Here is a 15,176-nt window from a genome sequence, read left to right as displayed (position 1 = left end):
GACATGGTGACCGCCACTCTGATCCTCGCGGCCCTCGGGCTCGTGCGTCGCGTGTTCCGCAGGGATCGCGACGCCGCGCACGCCGACAGCGGAGCGCGCCGTCCCGCACGACTCGACACTGCCGCGATGCGTCGATATTTCCGCGGGGCGGAGTGGCGCCGATACCTCCGCGAAGCGGCACGACGTCCGGTTCCCGCGCTCAGCGCGGCGGTGGCGCTGCTCGGCCTCGGCGTCGCCGTCACGGCGAGTGCGCTCGCGGAGTGCTGAGCGCACACTTTGCCGGGTGGCGGGCGGGTCGCGCCAACGGGTAGACAGGACCGGTGACTGTGCAGCGTCCCTTCCGTTTCGGCGTGAACATGGTGGTACCCGAGTCCAGGTCCCGGTGGATCGAAAAATGCCGCAGGGCCGAGGAACTCGGCTTCGACGTGGTCGGCGTCGCCGATCATCTCGGCCTGCCCGCGCCGTTTCCCGCCATGATCGTGGCGGCCGAGGCCACCGAACGCGTGCGGCTCAACACCTTCGTGCTCAACACCGCCTTCTACAACCCGGTGCTGCTGGCCCGCGACGCGGCGGGCGCGGACCAGCTGACCGACGGGCGCGTGGAACTCGGGCTCGGCGCGGGCTACGTGCGGGCCGAGTTCGACGCCGCCGGAATCCCTTTCCAGAGCGGCGGTAAGCGGGTGCGTCATCTCGAGCACACCGTCACGACGCTGCGCAGGTTGTTCGCCGACCCGGACTACCAGCCGCGCCCGGCGCAGCCGTCCGGACCGCCGCTGCTGCTGGCAGGCTGGGGCGACCGGCTGTTGAAGCTCGCCGCCGAGCAGGCCGACATCATCGCCTTCGCGGGCGGGGGAGCGACGCCCGGCGGCCCGGTGCAACTCGCCGACGAAGACACCACCGCCGAGCGGGTGGCTTATGTCGACGGGCTGCTCGGCGCACGTGCGGGCGAGGTGGAACTGAATCTGCTCATCCAGCGGGTGGTCTCGCGCGCGGACTGGCCCGCGCTGGCCGATGCTTACGCACCGGCGCTGCCGCCCTCGGCCGCCGACCACCCCGAGCGGATCCCGACTCTGCTGATCGGCTCCCCCGAGGAGGGCGCCGACCGCGTCCGGGAACTGCGCGAGCGCTTCGGATTCAGCTACATCACCGTGCTGGAGAACAGCATGGAACAGTTCGGCCCGATCATCGAGCGGCTTCTGTGATCTACATCACTTCACCCTCGCCATTTTGTCGGCCCACGATGGCATGGTGTTCGGCATGCCATCTACCGAATCGACCGCCTCCGTCGATGTCATCCGGGTGCTCGGGGCCAGCGAGCACAACCTGCGCGACGTCTCGCTCGAGATCCCCAAGAACAAGATCACCCTTTTCACCGGCGTGTCCGGGTCGGGCAAGTCGTCCATCGTGTTCGACACCATCGCCGTGGAATCGCAGCGCCAGCTCTACGCCACCTTCCCGGCGTTCGTCCTGAACTTCCTGCCGCGGTACGAGCGCCCGCACGCCGAGGCGATCGAGAACCTGACGGCGCCGGTCATCATCGATCAGCAACCGGTCGGTGGCGGCCCGCGCTCCACGGTCGGCACCATGACGGACATCTACTCGATGGTGCGCGCCATGTTCGCCCGATTCGGTTCACCCTCGGCCGGATTCGTCTACAACTACTCGTTCAACGTCCCCCAAGGCATGTGCCCGGACTGCGACGGGCTCGGCATGACGGTGCGCGCGGACCCGGATCGCCTGGTGGACCGTGGCAAATCGCTCAACGAAGGGGCCATCCTGCTCCCCGGTTACGGTGTGGGCAGCGGTGATTGGCAGCTCTACGGCAATTCCGGCCGGTTCGACCTGGACAAGAAGCTGGCCGACTACACCGAGGCCGAGTACCAGGACTTCCTGTACGGCAGCGGCGGCAAGGTGGAGCTCACCTTCGCGAAGGGCACCTGGAAGGCCGACTACGAGGGACTCGCCGCGAAGTTCACCCGCACCCGACTGCAGCGCGACACCTCGACGCTCAGCGAGAAGACCCGCGAGCAGATGCAGAAGTTCCTCACCGAGGGCGTCTGCTCGACCTGTCGGGGCGCGCGGCTCAACGCCGCCGCACTCGCCACCAAGATCGGCGACCGCAATATCGCCGACTGGTCGGGGATGCAGATCACCGATCTCATGGCGGTGCTCGACGAGATCACCGACCCCGCGGCGCTCGGCCTGGCCGACGCCATCCGTACCGCGCTGCGGCGGGTGGCCGACATCGGTCTCGGATACCTGAGCTTGGATCGCCCCACCTCGACCCTTTCCGGCGGTGAGGGACAGCGGCTGAAGATGATCAAGCATCTGTCCAGCACGTTGATCGGGATGACCTACATCTTCGACGAACCGAGCGTCGGACTGCACCCGCGCGACGTCGGCAGGCTCAACGATCTTCTGAAAGCGCTGCGGGACAAGGGCAACACCGTGCTGGTGGTCGAGCACGATCCGGACGTCATCCAGATCGCCGACCACATCGTCGATGTCGGCCCGCGCGCAGGCGTGCACGGCGGACGGGTGGTGTTCCAGGGCAGCTTCGCCGAGCTGCGCGACGCCGACACCCCCACCGGTGCTGGTCTGCGCAGGCCGTTCACTGTCAAGGACACCTTCCGTGCCGCCACGGGCGAGTTGCTGATCGAGAACGCCGGCGTGCACAACCTGCGCGATGTCACCGTCGCCATCCCCACCGGGGTACTGACCTCCGTCACCGGCGTGGCGGGCTCGGGCAAGAGCAGCCTCATCCGCGACGTGTTCGTGCGCGAGCATCCCGAGGCGCTGTTCGTCGACCAGTCGCCCATTGCCGCGTCCTCCCGCTCGACGCCGGCGACCTACCTGGGATTGATGGACCCGATTCGCAAGCTTTTCGCCAAGGCGACGGGGGAGTCGCCGAGCCTGTTCAGCTTCAACTCCCACGGCGCCTGCCAACAGTGCGAGGGCCGCGGTGTGGTCGTCACCGAGATCGCGTACATGGACCCGGTCGCCACACACTGCGACGCCTGCGACGGCCGCCGCTTCTCCGAGGGCGTGCTCGGGCACACGTTGCGCGACAAGTCGATCGCCGACGTGCTGGAGATGTCGGCGGAGGAGGCGCTCGGCTTCTTCCCGGAGAAGGCGCTGAATGGCAAGTTGCGCACCATGAACGAGGTCGGCCTGGAGTACCTGAGCCTGGGCCAGGCGATGAGCACGCTGTCCGGCGGCGAACGCCAGCGCATCAAGCTGGCCACCCAGTTGCAGAATACCGGGTCGATCTACGTGCTGGACGAGCCGACCACCGGCCTGCACATGTCCGATGTCGACACCCTGCTCGCGCTCATGGACGGACTCGTCGAACGCGGAAACACCGTCGTCGTCATCGAGCACAACCTCGACGTCGTCGCCCACTCCGACTGGGTGATCGATCTGGGCCCGGACGGCGGAAAGGACGGCGGCCGAATCGTCTTCACCGGCACCCCCGCCGACCTGTTGACCCACCCTACCTCCCTGACCGGCGAGTACCTGCGCAAGTACAAGGCGGCCTGACCAGGGCCGAGGCCCGCGGCCGCGTCGCCGAGAGTCGTTGCGGCCGCGGGCCTTCGCGCCGACAGTGCGCAGCGGGATTTCGCGAATCAGCGGCCGGGTGGTGGCGCAGCCGAGACCGGCCCACAGTTCGGCGTAGCGGTGCCGGTGACCACACGGATGATCGTACGGTGGAGCGGTGACCTTGATTTCACGCATCTATCGGTTCAACAGACGGCGTCCATGGAGTCACAACGACTTCTACGGAGGTTGGGTGGTCGATCGAGTCGCGTCGAGCAAAGCCCGCAGCGTTCTGGACATCGGGTGCGGCACAGGCAATCTGATCGGCCGTCTCCGGGTGCGGGTCGAACACGTGACCGGGATCGAGCCGGACCCCGAAGCGGCACGCGTGGCGGCAGCGCGCTTCGCCGACATCCCTTCCGTAGTGATCGAACAACGACGATTCGACCAACGCGACCCGGCTCGTCAGTGGGATGCGATCACACTGGTGGCCAGCCTTCATCACCTTCCACTCACGCAGACCTTGCGCGATCTCGATCGCTGCCTGGCTCCTGGCGGCTGCCTCGTCGTCATCGGGTGCTACCGGGAATCAGGGGTAGTCGATCTCGCAATAGGACTCGTGGCCACCGTGGCCAATATGGTCATCGGAGTTCTGAAGCATCCACGGCCGACGGACCATTTCCCCCTCGAGATGACTGCACCGACAGCGCCACCCCGCGAGACACTCTCGGAAATTCGCGCTGTTGCCGGGGAGCATCTCCGGGGAGCTCGCATCCGTCGCAGGCTCTTCTGGAGGTACTCGCTGGTCTACGACAAGCCCTCGCCCACACATCGGCGCTCCGTGTCAGGGCGTGAAACCGGTTGATACCAGCCCGATGTCGGGGTTCGAGTGAGGGCGCCGCGGCTGGGATGTCGCCCTATTTGTTGTGTGTGGCGTCGAGATCTATCCGGATGGTGTCGGCGCGGGGGATGATGAAGACGCGGTCGCGCCGTGCTTCCCACTGCTGGGGTATGACGAAGTAGGCGTCGGCAGTTCGGTCGAGTAGTCGCACACCCCCGTAGTAGAAGCGGTATTTCTCGCCGGGTATGTCGATTTCGCCGACCTCTACACCGGTGCCGAGGATGGCGAGCCGGTCGACGCTGAACACGACGACCGAAGGCTGGTCGGCGAATTGGGATCGAGCCAGGTTTCGAGCATCCGTGAGCCCTTGGTCGGACGCGTAGGCCCCGGTGATCCACATCAATCCGGCCAGTCCGAGGGTGAACAGCGCGATCATGATCACGATCGTGCTTGACTGATTCGTCGGCCGAGGCGCCGGCGGCAGAAGTCCTGGGCTCGGCGGAGTCTGCCACAGGCCCGGATTGCTGGACCGAAGCGTAATGACATAGCCGAGCAAGACACTCCCGACGACCAGCGATCCCGGCAGCAGGTAATTGTTCGGCGGAAACCACGACGGCACCGCGGTCAACCGGATGATCGGGGCCACCGCGAGCGCCGCCACTCCCAGCGCCAGCATCGCCACGTACCAAATCCGAAGCGCTCGAGTCTCGTTGCGGGTCCGCCGGGCCAGCAGTAACGGCACGTCCCGGGACGCCACCAGAATCAGCACCATCACCATGCCGAGGACAACCGGCCAGAACGTGGGAGTGATCGATCGCCGCAGAAAATCGGTGATCGAGTAGCCGAGCAGCCCCGAGTCGATGCCGAAATAGCCATACCAGGCGCGGGTGTACACCGCGCCGAAATAGTAGAGGACCGGTACGAGCACCGCTGCCTGCGACGCCAATGCCCCCGCGAGCGTCAGCGCCGACTTCAGCGGAGACGGTTCCTGCTGCTGTGTCATCGGTCAGCGCTCCGCGTTGCCGGAACTCGGTTCCGGTCGGCTGGAGGGTGCTTGTCGCGCTGTGAGCGGCGGAAGAGTCGGTGGCGGAGGAGTTGTCGCGATCGGCGGCATGCCGGGCACGATCAGACGCTGAGAGGTCGTGATGCCGACTGACGTCTGTGGTACGGGGACAGTCGTTTGTGCCTCCGGCTTTTGCGGCGAGGGTGCAACGACCGAAGGTGTCGCGATGGTCAGTTGGGGCTTCGTGGTGATCGGCGCCCCCTGCGGAGGGATCGTCGGGCCCTGCTGTTCGGACGTCGTAGCCGACGCTGCCGACGAAGTAGCCACCGATGACTGTGGTGCGGGGACCGGCGCCGATGACGGCGGAGCATCGCCGCGGTCCGCTGCGTCGGAGCCGCACGACGATAGCGCCAGCGTTGTCAGGACCGTGACGACGAGTACAGCTGGGCCGGAACGGATCTGCATGCGCGCTCCCTCGAATTCCTGAACCGGAACGGAATTGTCGCACGACGAAACCGGCGAGGCACCTCGATAACGCCAACAGAAGAAGTACCCATCGAGATGCCATTGTCCGATGAATTAGATTGCGCAAGAAGCGATCTGCACGAATTTCTACCAAACAGAATCGGTTCTGTTTACCGCTGCACGATGCGGCGGCGAAGCGGCTCGGTGCCCGTGACCCGGAGCAGGTCGAGCGCGGGCTGGCGCTCCGGCCGAACCTTTGGCTGGGCAGGTCGGTGGAAAACGGTGCGGTCACCCACTGCATCACCGACCTGCTCGCCGGTCCCGCCGCGGTGCGGTTCCTGTCGTGCGAGCCGCTGCTGGGCCCGATCGATCTGACCAGTGGCTGTTCCCGAACCGCTGTTCCTGCGGCTGCGCCTGCCGGTGGCCCGACGACGGCGACCGGTTCGAATGCCCCAGCCAGGAATACCGCACACCCATCGACCAGGAATGGGACGCCTTCCTCGCGCACTTCGAGAAGCGGAAAGTCTCCGTTGGGACCCGCGCGCGAGCGTTCGCTTCTCCCCTGTATTCATGAGCACGCATGTGTGAGATGTTCACTTCTACGGCTGGACCCCGCCCAACGCCCCCGGTTGGAAGAGATCCGCGACAACCTCGAAGCCCGCATCATCGAAGCCAAACGCGAAGGCTGGCTCGGCGAAGCCTGCAGGTCAGCTACAGCGGCGTCAAGGACAAGCTCGCCCAGATCGACGCCACACTCCAACGAACGGCGGCAGGAACTGACCTCGGGATGCCCACGTTCGGTTCGATCTCTGGAAGGTCTTCTGCCCCACGATGATTGAATCAGTGCGACAGATGATAGGCCAAGTGCGAACGCTCGCTCGGCGAGGTCGAACAACTCCGCGGCAGCCTTGCGACGCGAGGGAACGAATTGCACAACTGGCTCCCAGGCGGCGCGAACTCGATCGATTCACTCTTCGAGATCGTCAACCTGGCGGCGCGCGAGAATGATCCCCCCGAGCGTGCTCTCGGCTGAGGTGAGAGTTCTGTGTGTCTCGACGACGAAGCCAGCATCGTTGAGCCACGCAATCATCTGGCCGTGCTGGCGACGATGGACATATATGTTCATCTGGTGCCCGCCATAGCCCTGCGTCTTCAACTGCGACTCGTCACCGACATGGAAGCCGAGTAATAACGGTCCACCGGGCCGAACTACTCGCTGGAAGTGCGCGAAGACCGAACTGATCTCGTCGTCGGGAACGTGGATCAGCGAGTACCAGGCGACCAGACCAGCCATCGAGGCGTCGCCGAAGGCGAGGTCGGTCATAGAGCCGAGATCGAACCGGAGGCCGGGGTGATCACGCCGGGCCACCTCGATCATCCTGGGCGACAGGTCGATTCCGAACGCGTCGACGCCCAGCCGGGATAGGTGAGCGGTGATCCTCCCCGCCCCACACCCCACGTCCGCAACTGGGCCCCCGCCCTCGGCACGCACCCGGTCGGCGAACAACGCCAGGACAGCGCGCTCATCGGGCGTTTCATCCAGAAGGTGACGCGTCAGATCTGCATAAATAGCAGCGACGGTGTCGTAGGACGTCCGCGTGTCTTCCAGCCAGCCGGCGGTGTTCGGTCCCGTTCCCACGACCGCAGGCTACCCAACAGTCCACGCAGGACAACCCCTAGTTCAGAGAAGCTTGCGTGAGGTGCTCGCTCCTTCGACCGGACCCCGCCCAGCGGGCGCGGCTCGAAGAGATCCACGACAACCTCGAAGCCCGCATCATCGACGCCAAACGCGAGGGCTGGCTCGGCGAAGTAGAAGGACTCCAAATCAGCTACAGCGGCGTCAAAGGCAAACTCGCCCAGATCGATTCCACTCTCCAACGCACCACGGCAGCAACGGGACTCGGAATGCCCACGTTCGGCTCGATCTCCGGAAGAAGCTCTGCCCCATGAGAATCAAGTTCATAGAAGTCTGTGTCGATGTTCGCTCCCGTGGCCGGATCCGCAACAACGCACTCGGCTGGAACAAATCCGAGACAACCTCACCACCCGGATCAGCGAAGCAGAGCGAGAGGGATGGCTCGGCGAGATCGAAGGCCTGCAAGTAAGCCTCGCCGGTGCTGAAGGCAAACTGGCCCAACTCGACGAGAAGCAGCCCGGCGAACCGTCATTCATCAGCCTCGGCATGCCGACAATCAGGCTCATCGCAAAAGGAGGGTGTAGTCGGGGTCTGTCGGTGTCGAAGTTGCCTGCAGGGATGGCCGCACTCCTATCCGGGCGCGGCGAGACGTGTGCCGGGAAAGCGAGCTATGCACCGTCGTTGCCATCGTGCAGGGAATGGATCATGCTGTGCAGGATCCGGAACGCGTCCGACTGCTCGGTCTCGGTCAGGCCGGCCAGCATTCTGACCTCGACGGACCGGACCGCTATGGTCGCCTTCTCGAGGCTCCGCCGGCCGCGAGGCGTGAGCCGCGTGGGAAGAACCTTCCCGACGGGTGCCTGCGCAGGCCTGGTCACGTAGCCGTCTCGTTCCAGGGCCTGGAGCAGCACGTTCATCGTCTGCCGGGTCACGAACGCGCCCCGCGCGAGCTCGGAATTCGACAAGCCCGGTCGTTGAGCCAGCAGCTCGAGGCAGGAGTAGTGCGTCACGCTCATCCCGAGCGGCCGCAACACCTCCTCCATAGCTACACGTAGCGCGCTCGACGCCTCTTTCAGCAGGTAGCCCAGTGACGTCTCCAGGTCGACGCCGACACCGTCTTGACTCATGTCAGTATTCTGACATAAATTGATCCGTGTCAGAAACCTGACACGAAGAGAAGGAGCATCATCATGCCCGCCACCGGCCCCGACTTCATCTCACTCCAAGCGCGCGACCTCGACGCTTCGCAGGTGTTCTACGAGCAGTACCTCGGCCTCGTCCGCTCGCAGGCCGGACCTCCGCACGCCGTCGTCTTCGAGACGAAGCCGATCGCGTTCGCACTCCGCGACATCGTTCCCGGCACCGATCTCGCATCCGCTGCTCAGCCCGGCATCGGTGCCGCGATCTGGCTCCACGCCACAGACGTCCAAGCCATTCACGATGCGCTGGTCGCCGACGGTCACACCATCGTCTCCGCACCGATCGACGGCCCCTTCGGTCGGACATTCACCTTCGCCGACCCCGACGGCTACCAGGTCACTCTCCACGACCGCGCCTGACAGGCCAAAACGTCACCGGACGATCACCGGCCCCCGCAGACCGCGGTTGCGCCCGCGGCTCGAGAATCCGGGCGAGGTTTGTTCACCCCGGGGTGATACCGATACCGACCAGCGGCGGCCCCCTCGCCCGTAACGAGTGTGTACTCCACTGCGCGGCTGGCCATATCCCGGCGACGTGGCTCCGACGGTGACCGCGATCCTGACCCGACACGCACCAGCCGCCGCGGCGATGAACGCCTTCTACCGGAAACTGCTCGATGGAGAAATCCACACGGATTACGCCCAGTTGGTAGATCAGCACGATCTGACCAATTGACCGGTCATCGGGTGCACGAGTGCGCTCGACCGACGCCGAATGGGCACGGCCAGTTAGTTCAGAGAAGCAGGAGGGTTCGTGCCGGCGGCTGGTGCCGTAGGGGCGCCCGCAGGATCCGAATTCGACGCGTCGTTTGTCGAAGTGCTCCTCGAAGCCAGCCCACTCGTCTTCGGTCGGTTTGCGGTATTCCTCGGCGGGGCGTTGAGCGCGCCGCCGGTCGAGGAATTCCGGGTAGTGGCGGACCACATCCTCCTCGAAGACCGCGACGTAGCCGCGGGTGGTCTGGATTTCGAGGTGACCGAGCAGCGCGGCGCCGATGCGCGGAGAAGGCGCGGTGCCACGTGCAGCGGGGGAGGGGCCAACTGGGGGAGCGGCCGCTTGACCTGGGCGGCAAGACACGGCATACCCCAACCATCGCGCTCCGGCTGTCGGTGCCGGGCTCTACAGTGCCGAATATGACAGTTGCCGACAGCGCATCGCCGTTCGAGAACCAGGGCGGGTATGTCGTGAGCCCGGGCCCAGGTTGCTCCCCGTCATTCCGGCAGTACGTGGCGTCGGCTCGGGCGGGTGACGTCGATGCCCTGTTCTTGCTCGAATCGGCGGATGCCGACGCGGTAGAAGTGGACGTACTGCTCTACAAACTGCTCAATGTCGCAGCAGACTTCGGCCACCCCGAGGCCGGCTCCTTCGCCGATGACCTTCTCGAATGTTCCTCTCTTCGTTACGACGACGACCACTTCGCGCAGGGCAATGCCCATTTCCAGCTCGGCCTGGCCTACCTCGTCGGAGCCGACGGCCTGCCGGTGGACCCCGACAAGAGCCGAGCTCATCTCGAGATGTCACACAAGTGCCGGTGGCCCTTCCACGTGCAGCAAGGAGAGAGCCTCCTGGCCGAGGCTCGATCGCTGCTGACCGCTGCCCAGCTGATGGTGTTCGACGAGATCTATCGCCCAGGGTGATTCGGTGCTGTCAGGGCGCCGAGGCGGACGGGTTGACTGCGCAGGCCTCGGAGCACCGGGCTGGCGATGCGCTCCGGCGTCCCGGCCGAGGTCAGAGACGGGGCGCGACGCATGATCTCCGCGATGGCGGCGGTGGCTTCCAGCCGGGCCAGCGCGCTGCCCAGACAGAAGTGGATACCCGCGCCGAAGGCCAGGTGGTCCCCGACATCGGTCCGGTCGAGCCGGGGACGAGGGGGTGCGGTATGTGTTCATGAAGGACACCGAGTACGACTTAACCACGGGCGCAGGCCGGAAGAATTTCATGGTGAAGGTCGCCGAAGCCGCCGAGTACCGGGAAACCAACACCGAAAACCTCCTGGACCGGATGGGCGAGGAGGCTGCCAAGGGGGTGATGCAGGGCGGTGCACGCCGCTTCGGGTACGGCAAAGTCGTTGGCACACACCCGATTACCGGTGCCGACATTTTGGATCGGTATGCGTTGCGGGCCGAGGAGGTAGCGGTTCTCGAGGAGGGCCGGGACCGGGTGATCAACGGCGAGTCCCAGACCACGATCATCACCGATTGGAACGCCCGGGGGATCACCACCTCCCAGGGCGGGCAGTGGCGGGTGGGCAAACTGTCTCACCTGCTGCGGTTGGAGGCGTATGTGGTCTATGACCTGGGTGAGCACACCGACGCGACCGGTGCCCGGTGTGAGTGCTTGAACAACCCGGAGGGCAACGGCATTCGGGTGCACGAGCGCACCGGTACCCGGCATCGTGGGCAGTGGCCGGGCATTTTCACCCGCACCGAGCAGGACGCGATGCGAGCAGCTTTGACCGCGCACCGCCGTCTCGAGGAGCCGGATCGTCCCCGGCAGCGTAACGGCGAGTATTGGTTGACCGGGCTGGCCGAGTGCGGCTGCACCTGGGGCGAGGGCCGCGAGCGGGCGGGGCAGTATTGCGGCACGTGGATGGTGGGTTCGCAGTTGGAGCGTGAACGCAAGAACGGCACCGTTGTTCAGCGCCGGTATGGGTGCCGGGCCAAGGATTCAGCGAAGGTGGCGTGTGGGTGCGGGCGGGTGTTCCGGGATGCGGGCGCGTTGGAGATGTACGTCGCGCAGCAGGTGATCGCCGTGTACGAGCACCCGGAGATCCTGGCCCGGCTGGATCGCGGGAACGACAACGCCGGGCGCATCGCGGAACTGCAACAGCGTATCGAGACGACGGCGGGGAATCTGGATGCCGAAACCGACCGCCGCACCGAGGTGCTGACCGGGGCCGGTGACGAAGACGATTTGCGGGTGATCGAACGCACCATCACGGGACTGAATCAGACGCTGAAAGCGCTTCGTGCCGAACAGGATTCGTTGCGTGGCGCACAAGCCCTCGCTGTGCTGGCCGATATCGGGTCCACGCCGGGCGAGTTGCGTCAGGGGTGGGATAGGAAGGGTGCGCGCTGGCGGCATGAGGCCGCCGCGCGGCTGATCGAGAGGGTCATCGTCAAACCCGCGCGGGTGTATGCCGCGAAATGGGTCGACCAGAACCGCAAGGCGTGGCGGTTCGACACATCCTCGGTCGAGATCGTGTGGCGGGACCTATAGCCACACCAGCTCCGCTGGTGAATCCTGGGGGCGGTTATCGGTGAACTCTAGCTCAGACGCCGAGACCGAGATCTGCTGGTATCGGCGGAATCTGACGTCCTTCGGCGAGTGTCTGGCAGGTTGGGCGTGACCGACGAACGTCCTATGCCGACTATCGGACATTCGACCGGGGCAGGTGGGGGCGTGCGAGTGATTCGGTTGCGGACCATCGGGTGGTGAATATGTTGTCGCAGAGTGTTAGAGCGCGGCCGGGGTCGCTGACCACCAGAGGGCGCGCCGTGCTCCGACCATATGTCAGCGGCCAGTTGAGATTCCCCACTGGCGGCCACTTAGCGGGGAGCTATCTGGCCGTCAAGGCGAACGGGCAGCAACAAAGGCGGGCTGTCGGCAGACGACGATATGCGGCATGTGCGGATGTCTGTGATGCTGGTGTCTTGGGCGGAGTGAATAGCTACTCGAAGACTAGAATCGGATTCATGAAATACCGACCTGTCCTGATCGTGGCCATGATCGGGGGCTTGATCGGCACAATACTGTCGAGTCCGTTCGCCGTGTACTTCGGCTTCGGCACTCCTGTGCTCGCTACCGCTATTGTTGGCGTGGGAATCTTGCTGGCGGGAGGCATAGGATTCGGCGGCCTGTGCGTTGCCCTGGCGTTGGCCGTCAGGGCTGACCGGCGCAGCGGTGGTTACCGCTGTCGCGGTAAGAGCCGGGCATAACTTTCCGAAGCTCCGGCCTGGCGGCGGTACGGCCAGGCAGCCGTGTAGGACACGGTAATCGGCTACTTCCGTGCGGCGCCCAACCACGGCGCTGTTGCCATCTCGTGCCGAGCGTCGCAAAGGTCATCGGCGGTAGTGCGCGGCGACGGAGTCCTGTCCGGTGTAGTTCGGTCCTGCGTGGTTGTCGGCGCCGAGGTACCGGAACTCCCAGCGGGGCAGGCCATATCCGGTGCGGGTGAGTCGATGGTTCCTGGCGTCGTACTGGAATCCGTTGCGACGCAGCGAGGTAGTGAATGGCCTACCGATTGGTGAACCGTCGTCCCACCGGATCGAGGAGGCATCGAAGTTGGCGACGAGCTGTCCGTCGGCGGTGAGCCAGGACGCCATCCGAGTCAGCGCGGCGATCTTGTCACCGACGTAGTGCAAGACGTGGACTGCGGTAATGAGTTCCACTGGTGCCTGCGGCTGCCACGTCAGCACCGACCCGGTGAGCAGGTCGACTCCGGGGCGTGAGGGTCCGGCGAAGAAGTCGACGAGGTCCAGGCCGATGATCTCGACATGCCCGGACAGTGACGCCGCCGCGTCGAAAAGAGCTCGGCCGCTACCGCATCCCACATCCAACCACCGCTGTGGTGCCGGCCGCGCTGTCAGCCATGCCGTCGGATCGAAGCCGAGCTCTCGGCGATATGCGCCGATGCGGCGCTCGCGGTTCATCTCGGAGTTCGCCACTACCGCAGTCCGTTCCAAACGAGCGTCGTCGAGCAACTCGGTCACATCGACATCCTTCCCTGCCAGCCGATCGAGTGCACCGCCGACACCTATGCTCTGTATGGAAAAGCGACGTTCGCCCGCTGTGACATGCCCATTCGGGTAGCGCGCTACGCGGCATTTCAGTGCTTTCGGGCGGTCCCGGATGCCGATCCGATGTGCTCGGTGCCGAGGGCCACCTCGCCGCGCGGCAAGGATGGTCGCCAGTGGTAGCAAGTCCGGTGATCTGCCGACCCTGGCGGACCGGCCCGGCGAGCCGCTCGGATGTCAACGGAGCCACGGGAATTCCGCGCTGAGGACAGTGGGTCGATCAGGTGTTCCAGACGATCGATTAGTTGTCGGTGGGGTCTGCCACCATGACCCATATGGCGACAACTGATCCCCTGGCCCCACTCCAGTGGCTCAACGCATCCGAGAGCCAAGCGGACCCGCTGGGCGAGATCTTCAGTGTCGGCTTCTTCCGAAACCTTGACCCGTCGGAGGTGGTGCGCCGCTTCAGCAAAGGCGACGACTCCGGCCAGGAGTCGGACTTCGAAGAGCTCAACGACAGGATGGTCGAGTTCCTCGGCAAGACTGGCGGTGTGCACGGAGGCGGTCACGTGGGCGTGTTTCGGGCCGGTGCATGGAGCGTGGCCATCGAACCGGTCGGGTGGTGGATGACTGACCGCAAGACGCTGGCGGAACTATCGCGAGACTGTGAGGTCCTGGCGATCACCATCCACGGCTACGCCGAGCACAGCCTCGAGTACGCGATCGACGGGACGATCGTGACCGGCCACCGACTGGAGTACCCGCATATCCGTTGGGGTTGCGACCCCGACCGGCTCAACGACTACATGCGCGAGCTGGGCATGGAGCTGGACATGACCGACGATGACTATGTTTATGACGCCGATGAAGACGAGAGCGACTCGGACGCCTGGGACATCAGCTACAGCGCCGTCGTGCCGAGAGCCTTCGCCCTGGCGGCGAAGGTCACTGGAGTGTCGTTCACGGCAGACATGCTGGACCAGCCCCTGCTCATCGGACCTATCGCCTACCGCATGTCGTACAGGTCGGGATAGTCACCTCCCGACCACACCACCGCTTGACCCGGTGCGCTTGCTGGTACGGCCGGTGAAGTCGTAGAACGCATCTCGTTCCGCTCTACATCCACCTGCCGGGCGACGTAGTCGACCGCAGCGTCGGCGATCTCGGCCCGGGCACGCGGAAACCGGCTCTGCTTGGTATAGAACCGCAGCATCAGCCCGAACCCGAGTTTCGTCGCGCCCCGCTTGGTGGCGTCCAGCTCTGGTTCCTTGCCCAGCCACGTCCACCGGTCGATCAGCTCGTCCTGGCCCAACTCCCTCATCACGCGGCAAGCTGTCTGCCTGGTGGTGCCGCGAAATCGTTCGATTCTCGATACTGGCGGGTTTCAAAACCATCCTGCATTCGGCATTTCAGGCTGCTCCGACCAACTCCGTGGTAGCGATGTGATCGAAGGCCGATCTGGAGGCTTCCGTCCGCGCCGGACCCGGTGTCCCCGGGGCCGCGGACCGGCGGGTAGCGGTTCCCCGACTGCCTGACCGATCAACCACGATCCGCGCTCTCACCACGCCGAATCATGGGGCCGCCTGCAAAGAGAGGTGACATCGTCGTCTGCCTCCCGTGTACGGGTATTCGAGGAGTGTGTAACCGGCATCTCACCCCGGCCAGATGTGCGCACTACGTACTCCATGTCGCCCGAGCAGCGCGAAGAACAGCTCAGAATTCCTCTCTCGGTTCCACCACCAACCGGGTCGGCCGATTCAG

Annotated in this window: 16 protein-coding genes and 1 pseudogene; 10 read left to right on the top strand and 7 right to left on the bottom strand. The window is 65.2% G+C overall.

The window, feature by feature from the left end; translation table 11 throughout:
• The first annotated feature begins 3 nt into the window (after window positions 1–3).
• The 4 genes from ACRWNM_RS22455 to ACRWNM_RS22440 all read left to right on the top strand — a co-directional run bounded on the left by ACRWNM_RS22455 (window position 4) and on the right by ACRWNM_RS22440 (window position 4,402).
• Entirely contained in the window at window positions 4–267 is a 264-nt protein-coding gene (locus tag ACRWNM_RS22455) for a hypothetical protein (protein ID WP_431970037.1), read from the top strand.
• 53 nt (window positions 268–320) lie between these two features.
• Window positions 321–1,202 carry a TIGR03621 family F420-dependent LLM class oxidoreductase gene (locus ACRWNM_RS22450; protein WP_431970036.1) on the top strand — a complete coding sequence of 294 codons (882 nt, stop codon included), beginning with the start codon at window positions 321–323 and terminating at the stop codon, window positions 1,200–1,202.
• A 55-nt stretch (window positions 1,203–1,257) separates the two neighbouring features.
• Window positions 1,258–3,540: an ATP-binding cassette domain-containing protein gene (locus ACRWNM_RS22445; RefSeq protein ID WP_431970035.1), complete on the top strand. Its 2,283-nt coding sequence runs from the start codon at window positions 1,258–1,260 to the stop codon at window positions 3,538–3,540.
• A gap of 175 nt (window positions 3,541–3,715) precedes the next feature.
• Window positions 3,716–4,402 (top strand): class I SAM-dependent methyltransferase, encoded by a 687-nt coding sequence (locus tag ACRWNM_RS22440; RefSeq protein WP_431970034.1) that lies wholly within the window; start codon window positions 3,716–3,718, stop codon window positions 4,400–4,402.
• Window positions 4,403–4,454: 52 nt separating this feature from the next.
• On the opposite strand, the gene ACRWNM_RS22435 is transcribed toward ACRWNM_RS22440, so the two are convergent.
• Window positions 4,455–5,381 (bottom strand): hypothetical protein, encoded by a 927-nt coding sequence (locus tag ACRWNM_RS22435; RefSeq protein WP_431970033.1) that lies wholly within the window; start codon window positions 5,379–5,381, stop codon window positions 4,455–4,457.
• Between the two features lie 584 nt (window positions 5,382–5,965).
• Here ACRWNM_RS22435 and ACRWNM_RS22430 point away from each other — a divergent pair.
• Window positions 5,966–6,217: pseudogene (locus ACRWNM_RS22430) on the top strand (DUF5131 family protein); the annotation flags it as partial.
• Between the two features lie 596 nt (window positions 6,218–6,813).
• Here ACRWNM_RS22430 and ACRWNM_RS22425 read toward each other — a convergent pair.
• Complete coding sequence (locus ACRWNM_RS22425; RefSeq protein ID WP_431970032.1) at window positions 6,814–7,485, bottom strand: class I SAM-dependent methyltransferase; 672 nt, start codon at window positions 7,483–7,485, stop codon at window positions 6,814–6,816.
• Window positions 7,486–7,541: 56 nt separating this feature from the next.
• Between ACRWNM_RS22425 and ACRWNM_RS22420 the strand changes: the two genes are divergently transcribed.
• On the top strand, window positions 7,542–7,796 hold the full coding sequence (locus ACRWNM_RS22420) for a hypothetical protein (protein ID WP_431970031.1): 255 nt from the start codon (window positions 7,542–7,544) through the stop codon (window positions 7,794–7,796).
• A gap of 354 nt (window positions 7,797–8,150) precedes the next feature.
• Here the strand turns inward: ACRWNM_RS22420 and ACRWNM_RS22415 are convergent, their stop codons facing one another.
• A complete protein-coding gene (locus tag ACRWNM_RS22415; RefSeq protein ID WP_431970030.1) occupies window positions 8,151–8,609 on the bottom strand; it encodes a MarR family winged helix-turn-helix transcriptional regulator in 459 nt (152 codons plus the stop codon).
• A gap of 63 nt (window positions 8,610–8,672) precedes the next feature.
• On the opposite strand from ACRWNM_RS22415, the gene ACRWNM_RS22410 reads away from it, so the two are divergent.
• Window positions 8,673–9,041: a VOC family protein gene (locus tag ACRWNM_RS22410; RefSeq protein ID WP_431970029.1), complete on the top strand. Its 369-nt coding sequence runs from the start codon at window positions 8,673–8,675 to the stop codon at window positions 9,039–9,041.
• 82 nt (window positions 9,042–9,123) lie between these two features.
• On the opposite strand, the gene ACRWNM_RS22405 is transcribed toward ACRWNM_RS22410, so the two are convergent.
• A complete protein-coding gene (locus ACRWNM_RS22405; RefSeq protein WP_431970028.1) occupies window positions 9,124–9,768 on the bottom strand; it encodes a hypothetical protein in 645 nt (214 codons plus the stop codon).
• A 44-nt stretch (window positions 9,769–9,812) separates the two neighbouring features.
• Here ACRWNM_RS22405 and ACRWNM_RS22400 point away from each other — a divergent pair, with 44 nt between their 5' ends.
• Window positions 9,813–10,316 carry a hypothetical protein gene (locus tag ACRWNM_RS22400; protein WP_431970027.1) on the top strand — a complete coding sequence of 168 codons (504 nt, stop codon included), beginning with the start codon at window positions 9,813–9,815 and terminating at the stop codon, window positions 10,314–10,316.
• Here the strand turns inward: ACRWNM_RS22400 and ACRWNM_RS22395 are convergent.
• Window positions 10,301–10,510: a cytochrome P450 gene (locus tag ACRWNM_RS22395; RefSeq protein ID WP_431970215.1), complete on the bottom strand. Its 210-nt coding sequence runs from the start codon at window positions 10,508–10,510 to the stop codon at window positions 10,301–10,303. The two genes, ACRWNM_RS22400 and ACRWNM_RS22395, sit on opposite strands and share 16 nt — an antisense overlap.
• A 56-nt stretch (window positions 10,511–10,566) precedes the next feature.
• Between ACRWNM_RS22395 and ACRWNM_RS22390 the strand changes: the two genes are divergently transcribed.
• Window positions 10,567–11,898 carry a recombinase family protein gene (locus ACRWNM_RS22390; protein ID WP_431970026.1) on the top strand — a complete coding sequence of 444 codons (1,332 nt, stop codon included), beginning with the start codon at window positions 10,567–10,569 and terminating at the stop codon, window positions 11,896–11,898.
• An 842-nt stretch (window positions 11,899–12,740) separates the two neighbouring features.
• Here the strand turns inward: ACRWNM_RS22390 and ACRWNM_RS22385 are convergent.
• Window positions 12,741–13,391 carry a class I SAM-dependent methyltransferase gene (locus ACRWNM_RS22385; RefSeq protein WP_431970025.1) on the bottom strand — a complete coding sequence of 217 codons (651 nt, stop codon included), beginning with the start codon at window positions 13,389–13,391 and terminating at the stop codon, window positions 12,741–12,743.
• A 359-nt stretch (window positions 13,392–13,750) separates the two neighbouring features.
• On the opposite strand from ACRWNM_RS22385, the gene ACRWNM_RS22380 reads away from it, so the two are divergent.
• A complete protein-coding gene (locus tag ACRWNM_RS22380; protein ID WP_431970024.1) occupies window positions 13,751–14,449 on the top strand; it encodes a DUF6461 domain-containing protein in 699 nt (232 codons plus the stop codon).
• On the opposite strand, the gene ACRWNM_RS22375 is transcribed toward ACRWNM_RS22380, so the two are convergent.
• Window positions 14,422–14,739 (bottom strand): hypothetical protein, encoded by a 318-nt coding sequence (locus ACRWNM_RS22375; RefSeq protein WP_431970023.1) that lies wholly within the window; start codon window positions 14,737–14,739, stop codon window positions 14,422–14,424. The two genes, ACRWNM_RS22380 and ACRWNM_RS22375, sit on opposite strands and share 28 nt — an antisense overlap.
• Window positions 14,740–15,176 lie beyond the last annotated feature (437 nt).

It is taken from the genome of Nocardia sp. bgisy134 (assembly GCF_965341865.1).
Taxonomy (GTDB): Bacteria; Actinomycetota; Actinomycetes; order Mycobacteriales; family Mycobacteriaceae; genus Nocardia.
The sequence above is the reverse complement of the archived record's forward strand: the minus strand, read 5'-3'. Positions and strand labels throughout refer to the sequence as shown.